Raw genomic sequence first — 9,909 nt, forward strand, 5'->3', positions numbered from 1 at the left:
CCTGCCATTGTCATGAACGAAGGCCTGCATCCGCAGGCCTTCCTGTTTTCGGGCCCTGAAACAGCCGGAATCACTGGGCACGGCCGGCGTAATCAGGTAGCTTTCTTATAGATCGACAAGCATCCAAGGAGCCCTGCCATTTCCCGCCCCATCCACATCAAGGCCGTGCTGTTACTGGCCAGCACCATGACCGTGCTGGCGGGTGCCATTATTGCGCCCTCCCTGCCCGGCATGAACCGCCACTTCGGCGGCAATGCCGAGGTAGCGGTGCAACTGGTGCTGACCATGCCGGCGTTGATGATCACCCTGTTCAGTCCGGCCATGGGGTATCTGGCGGACCGCTTCGGTCGCCGCAACCTGCTCCTTGTGGCCCTGCTGGTGTACGGCCTTGCGGGACTGTCCGGGTTCCTGATTGACCGGGTGGATGTACTGATCCTGTCCCGGGCCATCCTCGGTATCGCCGTGGCGGGCATTATCAGTATCAGCACGACGCTGATCGGTGACTACTTCAATGCCACCGAACGGGCCCGGTTCCTGGGCCTGCAGGGCAGTTTCATGGCCCTGGGCGGGGTGGTGTTCCTCAACCTGGGCGGCGCCCTGGCGGACTGGAGCTGGCGCGGCCCCTTCCTGGTCTACATCGCCGGACTGCTCCTGCTGCCCTATGCCCGGGCGGTGCTCTATGAGCCATCAGCGTCAGCGGACACGGACAATGAGTCCGGGGTACAGCTCCCACCGGAGCCTTTCCCCTGGGGCCGGGTGATCCTGGCCTACAGCCTTGGCCTGATCAGCATGGCCATGTTCTACATGGTGCCGGCGCAACTGCCGTTCCTGCTGACAGAGCGCCACGAGGTCAGTGGTACCGCCATTGGCCTGGCGCTGTCCACCACCCCCATGGCGGCGGCCGTGGTATCGTTCACCTACGGCCGCCTCAAGCCCTGGCTCACCGTGAGCAGCCTCTACGTGATCGGCTTTGTTCTGGTGACCATCGGATTCACCATCGTGGGCTACGCTCACAGCTATGCCCTTACACTGGTGGGTGTCAGCCTGGCGGGACTGGGGTTCGGCATTTTCCTGCCCAATACCAATGTCTGGCTGATGCGCATCACACCGACGGCGTACCGGGGGCGGGTATTCGGGGGCTCGTCGTCCGCAATCTTCCTGGGCCAGTTCCTGTCCCCCCTGGTGGTTGCCCCGGTTGCCGCATTGCTGGGGTCACTACGGGATGTCTACCTGGCGGCTGCGGTATTGTGCCTGTCGCTGGCCGCAGTCATGGCTATGCTTGGGGTTACCTGGCTACGGCATGATGACCTGCTTACTCCGCCAGGGGCCAATAATGATTGATGTGTTTCGCAGAACGAGAGAAGATACCGAATTCGCCAATCAAGGATGAGGCTCGTTCCCCCTTTCCAATCAACAACCACAAGAAGGGCCACTCCATGAAACTCAAAGATTCCGTTGCCATTGTCACCGGCTCCTCCTCCGGCATTGGCGCCGCCATTGCCCGCCTGTTTGCCGAGCATGGCTGCCATGTGGTGATCAACTACAGCAACAATGAGGACGGCGCCCGGGACGTGGCTTCCGACTGCGAGAAGTTTGGCGTCAGGACCCTGGTGGTCCGGGCCAACGTGGCGGAAGACGCGGACTGCCGGGCCCTGGTGGATGCCACCGTGGAACAGTTCGGTCGCCTCGATATCCTGGTGAATAACGCCGGCACCACCAAATTCTGCGACCACGCCAACCTCGACGGCCTCGACAAGCAGGACTTCCTGGACCTGTACGCCGTTAACACCGTGGGCCCGTACCAGATGACCCGTGCCGCCGAGAAGGCCCTGCGGGCCAATGGCTCCGGCCACATCATCAACATGGCCTCCATTGCCGGGCTCGCCGGTATTGGCAGCTCCATTGCCTATGCCGCCTCCAAGGGGGCACTGGTCACCATGACCCGGTCCCTGGCCCGCGTCATGGGGCCGGAGGTTCGTGTCAACGCGGTCTGCCCCGGTTTTGTGCAGGGCGAATGGTTGAAGAAGGGCCTCGGCGAGGACAAGTACGATGCCCTGTTGGAGAAAACCAAGAGGGGTGCCCCGCTGCATGATGCCGCCTCACCAGAAACCGTTGCGGACGTTTGCCTGGGACTGATTATCGGCGGCGACCTGACTACCGGCGAAACCATCCTGATAGACGGCGGCGCCCACCTGAGCATGGCCCCGGTCCGTCGTTAAGGCACCTGTGATCACGTTTATTGACGAATCAAGGAGACATTCCTGACATGAGCAACAAACCCAGCATCCTGATCGTCGGCGCCGGCGCCATCGGCAGCTTCTACGGCGCCGTCCTGAAGAAGGCGGGGTGCAGCGTCAGCACGGTACTACGCTCCGAGTACGATGCGGTAAAAGCCAACGGCATCCGTATTTCCAGCCCCCTGGGAGACCTGTCCTACCAGCCGGACCACGTCTACCGGGACGGCGACACGCCGGTGGAAGAGCCGGACTACCTGATCCTGTGCGTGAAAGTCCTGCCCGGCATCGACCGCGCAGCCCTGGTAAAACCCTGGATGGGCAGCAACACCCGCCTGGTACTGATCGAGAACGGCCTGGATATCGAACGGGAACTGGCCGACGCCTACCCGGACAACCCCATCATCAGCTGCCTGGCCTTCATCGCCGCCAGCCGCACCGAGCCGGGCGTGGTGGAACACAAGGCCTACGGCAAGCTGGTCATGGGCCGCTACCCGGAAGGCATTGACGACAACTGCCGGGAGCTGTCCCAGCTGTTTATCGACGGCGGCATCAACATCGACCTGACCGAGCAGGTGGTGGGCGAGCGTTGGCGCAAATGCCTGTGGAACACCCCGTTCAACCCCCTGTCCGTCATCGCCAACGGCGCCGACACCAAGACCATCCTGGACACCGAAGGGGGCGAGGACCTGATCCGCGCCATGATCCGGGAGGTCATGGACGTGGCCGCCGCCGAGGGCTACCCCATGGAGGACAAGGTGATCGAGCAGAATATCACCGGCACCCGCAAGATGCCCCCCTACAAGAACAGCATGGCCCTGGACTACCTCAATGGCCGGCCCATCGAGCGGGAGGCGGTACTGGGCAATGTGGTGGCTATCGCGCAACGCCACGGCATACCGGTGCCGCACCTGAATACGGTGCTGGTAACGCTGAAGATGCGGGCGGCGCTGGAAGGCAGGGACTGAGCCAGAACCCATCCCGTTAAAAAAGGGGGCGCCACGGTGCCCCCTTTCTGGTTGGGCCGGTTCCGGTCAGCCGGACTTCTCGTTGAACATGGAAATCCGGCCCCCGTCCACCACCAGGTCGTGGCTGTTGATGAACGAGCCCTCGTCGCTGGCCAGGAACACCGCCGCGTTGGCGATATCCACCGCCAGCCCCGCCCGCGGTAGTGGCGTCGCTTTTGCCAGGTTCTTCTCCAGCTTGGCCATTTTGGCCTCGTTTTCCAGATCGCTGAGTGTATTGGCCCGCTCGGACCCACCCCAGAAGATAGGGGTGGCCACCGCTCCCGGTGAAATGGCGTTCACCCGAATGCCATCAGCGCCGAGCTCCACGCCGGCTAGCCGTGTCAGGTGACTGACTGCCGCCTTGGCGCCGGAGTAGAGGTAGCCCCCCTGCCCCAGACGATGACCCGCAATGCTGGAGTTGTTGATAATGCAGCCGGAGCCCTGTTTACGCATCACCCGGGCGGCATGCTTGATGCCGAACACCACGCTGCCGGTGAGCAGGCGCATGATGTGGCCGAACTCCTCTTCGGTCACCGAATCCAGGGTGGTACGGTCACCGGCGCCGGCGTTGTTGAACAGGCAATCGAGGCGACCATACTGCTCCACTGCGCTGTCCACCAGGGCGGCTATATCAGCTTCGTTCATGACGTCCGCTTTCCGGAAGACGGCGTTCGACCCCAGGTCCGTCGCCAGCTTCTCGCCCTTATCCACACTGCGACCGGCAATAATCACCGTGGCGCCCTCCTCCACAAAACGACGGGCCGTGGCCTCGCCAATGCCGCTGGTGCCGCCGGTAATCACCGCCACTTTTCCTGCAAGACGATCTGACATTTTTTTACTCCTGTTGTGATTGTTGGTGGAGCATAACCCGGGGCCACGGACCGGCAAAAGCTCAGAGATCCGCTGGTCCTCTCGGCATGGTTTACAGAGATGAAGAGAAGGGCTCACCACATCAAAAGGGTGACCCAAAACAAACGTCAATATTATTTACACACCTGACGCAAACGGCCAAAAAAAATTATTTAAATTCAATGCATTAAGTATATGGCATAAACCGTGCTTTGGAACAGGCAGATTCACTACGCCATGGGGCGTAGCATCAGTACCCGGTGTCGCCGTACACCGTCAGGAGTGAGAAATGAAAACACACAGCAGTAAAGCAACAGCACTGATAGCCGGGAGCCTTCTGATGACAGCTTCCCTGGCCGTGCAGGCAGTGCCCTGTATCAATGGTGGCGTCAACACCACCGAAAGCGCCAGTGCCAATGGCTCTTATGCCGATGCCTGTCACTATTACAGTGCCAGCAATATTGCCAACCCGACCGACATTACCAATCTGACCAACAGCATCTGGGGCGGCACGGATCCATTCACCTATATCGGAAAGGACAGCGAGGCTGGCGACATTCCGGGGTTTGACCTGCAGGTCTCCGGTTCTGACAGTGAGTTTGAGTATCTCTACCAACTCATCGTTCCCACTGCCTGGGAAGGCACCACGGTGGACTGGGTACTGGGCATCAAGCAGGCCGACAACAGCTATATGAGCTACCTGTTTGAAGACGTGACCCTCGGTATCGACGGTGGCTTCAACAACTTCTGGCTGAACTCCCAGGAAAAGGAAGTGAACGATTTCTCCTTCGCTGCGGGCTTTATCCGTGTTGTTGATGTTCCTGTGCCGGAACCCGCCACGCTTGGCCTGCTGGGCCTGGGGCTGGTGGGCCTTGGTTTTGCTCGACGCAGAACCGCTGCCAAGTAACGCTCTGTAACGCCTTCCAGACATCTCCGCTCCGGCGGGGGTGTCTGTTAGTTCCTGCCTTGAATCCCCCTCTGCCCGTAATGGGGTATGCCCCATGCTGGACGCACTGGCGGTCGACATCACTGTCAATTTTATTTACATGTGATTCAGAAGATATGACTACCCACCCATGACAGCCAGAAAAACATCGCTTGTGGGTTTCGATCTCCTGCATAAACAACAAACCCCGCCTTGAGCGGGGTTTGTTGTTTATGGGAACCGAATGTTTAACCCGATTCCCAAGGACAGTGAGACTTACTCCACGTCGGAGTTGTTCAGGTAAGCCCGGTCGGAGATGTTGGTCCAGGGACGGATCTGCTCCATATAATCACGCTGGGATTCGATGATCTCGCGGGTCAGCGGATCCTTCTCCGCCATCTCGGCCAGCAGCTTCTTGGTGGAGGCCCGCAGCTCTTCCATGACCTCATCCGGGAAGGTGCGGAACTTCACGTCCGGATACTCTTCCTGGATGCTGCTCCAGGCCTTGCCGCTTTCGTGCATGGTCTGGATGTACATGTCATAGGCCGCTGTGCGCATGGCCACGCGGAGCACTTCCTGCAGGTCTTCCGGCAGTTCGTTCCAGGTGTCCTTGTTGATCAGCCATTGCAGTTCCGCGGACGGCTCCTGCCAGCCGCCATAGTAGTACTCGGCGATCTGGTGGAAGCCCATGGGCAGGTCCAGGGCCGGCCCGACCCACTCCAGGGCGTCGATGGTGCCACGCTCAAGGGCGGTGTAGAGCTCACCCGGCGGAATGTTGGTGACGGCCACACCGATATCCGCCATCACCTCGCCGGCAAAACCGGGGGTGCGCATCTTCAGGCCCTGCAGGTCTTCCAGGGAATTGATCTCCTCACGGAACCAGCCACCCATCTGCACGCCGGTGTTACCACCGGGGAACGACAGCATGTTGTGGGGGCCGTAGACCTTCTGGGCCAGGTCGAACCCCTCACCGTAGTAGAACCACGCGTACTGTTCCGGCGCGGTCATGCCGAATGGTACGGTAGTAAAGAACATGCTGTTGGGGATTTTGCCCTTATAGTAGTAGGACGCGGTATGGCCCATGTCGTACTGACCGGCCTTGACCATGTCGAAGATACCGAAGGGCGCCTTGTGCTTGTTGGAGGAGTCGATACGGATCTGCAGTCGGCCCTCGGACATCTTTTCCACCATGGCCTTCAAGCTACGGTTGGTGTCCCCCAGGATCGGATAGTTGGGGCCCCAGGTCTCGGCCAGCCTCAGGGTATAGGTTTCCTCGGCAATCGCGGATGTCCCGACGAGGGACAGCGACAGCAACAGTGTCGTTGTCTTCAGCATTGAGCGTAATGTCATGGTGATTACTTCCTGCTTTGGTTTTATTGTTGGAAGCCGATAGGGTCAGGCCCACGAACTTCCTGGCTTGATCCAGTGACCGACCGATGTTGGCATGGGAGTCGGCACGAAGCCGATATCATAGCTTCCCGGGCCACCCGATGCACAGAGGGATGTTGTCGATGAAGAGCCTCTTCCTGATCAGACATGCAAAATCCAGCTGGACGGACGATTCCCTGCACGATATCGACCGCCCCCTCAACAAGCGGGGCAAGCGCCAGGTGGCGGCCATGGCCGGTCCGTTGCTGGAACTCGGCGCCCTGGGCGATCCGGTGTATGTGAGCCACGCCTGCCGTGCCCGGCAGACCATTGAGGGTCTGCTGGAGCAGTTGCCGGAACACAATCTGGTGGCTGGAATACGCTTTGAGCCTACCCTGTATACCTTCCGTGCCAAACACCTGTTCAAGTGGCTCCGGAACCTGAAGGGCGACGCCCCTTCCGTGACCCTGATCGGCCACAACCCCGCCCTGACGGACCTGGCCGCCATGCTGACCGATGGCGAGGCCCCGGACATGGTCACCGGGGCCGTGCTACACCTGCAACTTCCTCTGGACCAATGGCGTCAACTGGGCAAGGGGGACGGAACACTGGTGCGCTACCTGCCCCCGGCCCAGGCCAGCTACCAGCTCTATCGCCGCAAGGCGCCCGAGGCGCCGGAAACCGGTAACAGCCTGCGAAAGCAGGTGCCCGTATCACTGCGCCATCAACTGGATACCCTGCGCGCACTCCAGCCCGGCGTGATCCAGGGCATCGACCCGGAGTTCCTGCACCAGTTCCGGATCAACCTCAGGCGCAGCCGAGCGGTAACCGAGGCGGTCGAGACCATCTCCGGAGAAAGCGCACTCCGAAAAAGCCTGAAACCACTCAAACGCATGGCCAGGCGAACCAGCCAACTGCGGGACCTGGATGTCTTCCTGCATTACCTTGAGCAACAGGCGTCAGGCAACCCGCGCCTGCAACGGTCGTTACAGGCCTCCGGTGCCAGGGATTTCTACCGGCACTGGCGGGAACGGGAGCGGCAGTCACTGTCGGGGGAACTGGAACGGAAAAAATGGCGCCGGGAATTGGCACAATGGGAGCAGACGATCACCGGAAAGCTGCTGTACCGGGCCCTGGGGGAAACCACGCCGGACGCCATCCACGACACCGTCCGGGCACGGGGACAGCTTTGTCTCGAGGGGTTCCATGCCCTGTCCGCGGAGGCACCGGACGAGGACTTCCATGAAGTGCGCAAGGCCCTCAAGCGGCTCCGTTACCTGGCCGAACTGGACAAGGGATACTATCGCCCCCTGCTGAGGGAACTGAAGGAACAACAGGCCCTTTACGGGGAATTCCAGGACCGCCACCAACAGCTCCGGCTACTGGCGGAGCTGGCCGATAGCCGGATGGACCCGCGGCTGCCTCCGGTGATGACGGAACTGGCCGACCAGATCGATCGGGAGCGGCTGGCCGCCCGTGACGCCATCCTTTCGCATCCGCCCCGGATCGACTCCCAGGGCCAACCCGACGACTGACACCGTTACAGCACCAGCCAGGCGCCGATCATGACCGCTCCCAGGCCCAGGATAATGAACAGCCCTGTTGGTGCCCCAGGGCCCTGCTGGCGGTCCATTTCCTTCCTGGCCCGGTCTATCTCCTCCCAGGTATGTTCCCCGGCGTAGGTGACATCGGTGTCCTGCATGCCTGGCGCCCACATGCACTCTCTTGCCTTGTGCTTCATAACATCCAACTCCTTTCAGGCCGACACAGCATACCGACACGTCGTGGTCGAAGACAGCTATCAACCGGAACCAGGCCTCAGTTCAGTGATAAGGGTATCTACGCACGAAAATTGACTCCGGGTTGTAAACGCCGGAATGCATACCAACGTAGGACATCAGGCAGCAACATAAGCCCCGGGTTCCCGCCAACCCAATAGTCATTTCCCGAACTGAGAAGGGAGACACACCCATGAAAATCCTGATGGTTCTTACATCCCATGGCCAGATGGGCGACACCGGTCACCAGACCGGCTTCTGGCTGGAAGAGTTCACCTCGCCCTACTATGTGTTCCAGGATGCGGGGGCGGATATCACCCTGGCCTCTCCCAAGGGCGGACAGCCGCCCGTTGACCCCAACAGCGAGGCGGAGGATGCCCTTACCGACAGCACCCGCCGCTTCAGCCAGGATGACCGGGCACGACAGGCCCTGGCGAGCACCCGAAAGCTCAGCGACGTGAACATCCATGACTTCGATGCGGTGTTCTACCCTGGCGGCCATGGGCCACTATGGGACCTGGCCGAGGACGCCGATTCCATCAGACTACTGGAGGAAGCGAACCGGGAAGGCAAGGTAATCGGCGCCGTGTGCCATGCCCCCGCCGTGTTGCGCCGCCCTGAATCCCCCAACGGCGACTACTTCGTACGCGGTCGCAAGGTGACCGGGTTCAGCAACAGCGAGGAGGAAGCCGCCGGACTGACCGATGTGGTGCCCTTCCTGGTGGAGGACATGCTCCGTGAGAATGGCGGTGACTACAGCAAGGGGGATGACTGGTCGCCCCATATCGTGGTGGATGCCAACCTGATCACCGGCCAGAACCCGGCCTCATCGGAAGGGGCCGCCAAGGCGGTATTGCAGGCATTGCAGGACTGATCACACTGCCTCACCGTTCTGAGGAGGGCGCTCGTCCGGCGGGGCGCCCTCCCGGCACTTCACACAATCCAGTTCAAAGCCGAGCATTCCCCGCCGACCTTCCGCTGACACCACCCAGGGGCGGTTTACCCAGGGTGGTTCATGGCGAACATGCTGGTTGTGGCCACAGGCCAGTTGCGCCACCCAGTGGCCTTCGTCATCACGGTGATAGCCGACAATGGGCTGTTTCATGGTCATGCGTCCCTATCCGCATCGAAGGATGTACCTCCGTCGGCCATGGCCGTCATATCCGGCAACAGGCCTTGAACTTTTTCCCGCTACCGCAGGGACAGCGGTCGTTGCGGCCCGGGTCCAGCCTCCCTTCCCGGGTGTCGCCACGAAGGTAGAACCAGCAGTCATCCTCGCACACAAAGTCTGATGTTTCCTCCAGGTAACCAAATCCGTCCGGCATCCGGTACACGGCCCGGAAGTGCACCTGCCCCCGATCCCCCTGCTCTCCTGACGACAGCATCTGCAGACTCACCCAGTCCGGCGACTGCTCCAATGTCAGTGTGGCCGGTCGTGTATCCGGGTGCCAGGTGGCCAGCAGGTAGTCGGGCAGCTCCAGCACAAAGGCGCTGTAGCGGGAACGCATCAGTGTTTCGGGGTCTGGTGCGGGCATCCGATCCAGATGGAAGGGCTGGCAGCAGTCCCCGTAGGGTTGCTGGCTGCCACAGGGGCAAGACGGCATAGCGAATCTCCACAAACGTGCTGATGGCAAGCTACCACAGCGCCACCAATAGCTACCTATCAAGCTGTATGTTATAAAAGCCCGTTTCCCTAGTGTCCCGTCTGGGTAATTCGTTAGCCTACTGCGTGACGCTGAGGCTTCTGG

11 protein-coding genes are annotated in these 9,909 nt (G+C 60.9%); 6 read left to right on the forward strand and 5 right to left on the reverse strand.

Annotation, left to right across the window (positions count from 1 at the left end; translation table 11 throughout):
- The first annotated feature begins 165 nt into the window (after window positions 1–165).
- The 3 genes from RO069_RS16530 to RO069_RS16540 all read left to right on the forward strand — a co-directional run bounded on the left by RO069_RS16530 (window position 166) and on the right by RO069_RS16540 (window position 3,202).
- The gene (locus tag RO069_RS16530; RefSeq protein WP_328189059.1) at window positions 166–1,341 is read left to right on the forward strand and encodes an MFS transporter; all 1,176 of its coding nucleotides are present in this window, start codon (window positions 166–168) and stop codon (window positions 1,339–1,341) included.
- A gap of 95 nt (window positions 1,342–1,436) precedes the next feature.
- Entirely contained in the window at window positions 1,437–2,219 is a 783-nt protein-coding gene (locus RO069_RS16535; protein ID WP_328189060.1) for an SDR family NAD(P)-dependent oxidoreductase, read from the forward strand.
- Between the two features lie 47 nt (window positions 2,220–2,266).
- The gene (locus tag RO069_RS16540) at window positions 2,267–3,202 is read left to right on the forward strand and encodes a ketopantoate reductase family protein (RefSeq protein ID WP_328189062.1); all 936 of its coding nucleotides are present in this window, start codon (window positions 2,267–2,269) and stop codon (window positions 3,200–3,202) included.
- A gap of 66 nt (window positions 3,203–3,268) precedes the next feature.
- Here the strand turns inward: RO069_RS16540 and RO069_RS16545 are convergent, their stop codons facing one another.
- Window positions 3,269–4,072, reverse strand: coding sequence for an SDR family NAD(P)-dependent oxidoreductase (locus RO069_RS16545; RefSeq protein WP_328189064.1), 804 nt, complete (start codon window positions 4,070–4,072; stop codon window positions 3,269–3,271).
- 358 nt (window positions 4,073–4,430) lie between these two features.
- Between RO069_RS16545 and RO069_RS16550 the strand changes: the two genes are divergently transcribed.
- Window positions 4,431–4,997 carry a PEP-CTERM sorting domain-containing protein gene (locus RO069_RS16550; RefSeq protein WP_328189065.1) on the forward strand — a complete coding sequence of 189 codons (567 nt, stop codon included), beginning with the start codon at window positions 4,431–4,433 and terminating at the stop codon, window positions 4,995–4,997.
- Window positions 4,998–5,291: 294 nt separating this feature from the next.
- Here RO069_RS16550 and RO069_RS16555 read toward each other — a convergent pair whose 3' ends face one another.
- Entirely contained in the window at window positions 5,292–6,365 is a 1,074-nt protein-coding gene (locus RO069_RS16555) for a TRAP transporter substrate-binding protein (protein ID WP_328189067.1), read from the reverse strand.
- 161 nt (window positions 6,366–6,526) lie between these two features.
- Between RO069_RS16555 and RO069_RS16560 the strand changes: the two genes are divergently transcribed.
- Window positions 6,527–7,918: a CHAD domain-containing protein gene (locus RO069_RS16560; protein ID WP_328189069.1), complete on the forward strand. Its 1,392-nt coding sequence runs from the start codon at window positions 6,527–6,529 to the stop codon at window positions 7,916–7,918.
- Window positions 7,919–7,923: 5 nt separating this feature from the next.
- On the opposite strand, the gene RO069_RS16565 is transcribed toward RO069_RS16560, so the two are convergent.
- A complete protein-coding gene (locus tag RO069_RS16565; protein WP_328189070.1) occupies window positions 7,924–8,124 on the reverse strand; it encodes a hypothetical protein in 201 nt (66 codons plus the stop codon).
- Window positions 8,125–8,354: 230 nt separating this feature from the next.
- Here RO069_RS16565 and RO069_RS16570 point away from each other — a divergent pair, with 230 nt between their 5' ends.
- Complete coding sequence (locus RO069_RS16570) at window positions 8,355–9,035, forward strand: type 1 glutamine amidotransferase domain-containing protein (protein WP_328189072.1); 681 nt, start codon at window positions 8,355–8,357, stop codon at window positions 9,033–9,035.
- Here the strand turns inward: RO069_RS16570 and RO069_RS16575 are convergent, their stop codons facing one another.
- Together RO069_RS16575 and RO069_RS16580 are read right to left on the reverse strand one after the other, a co-directional pair.
- On the reverse strand, window positions 9,036–9,272 hold the full coding sequence (locus RO069_RS16575) for a DUF3565 domain-containing protein (protein ID WP_328189074.1): 237 nt from the start codon (window positions 9,270–9,272) through the stop codon (window positions 9,036–9,038). It abuts the gene before it with no gap.
- Between the two features lie 46 nt (window positions 9,273–9,318).
- The gene (locus RO069_RS16580; RefSeq protein WP_328189075.1) at window positions 9,319–9,765 is read right to left on the reverse strand and encodes a YchJ family protein; all 447 of its coding nucleotides are present in this window, start codon (window positions 9,763–9,765) and stop codon (window positions 9,319–9,321) included.
- Window positions 9,766–9,909: the final 144 nt, after the last annotated feature.

Origin of the sequence: Marinobacter sp. OP 3.4, assembly GCF_036224885.1 — a bacterium.
Classification (GTDB): domain Bacteria; phylum Pseudomonadota; class Gammaproteobacteria; order Pseudomonadales; family Oleiphilaceae; genus Marinobacter.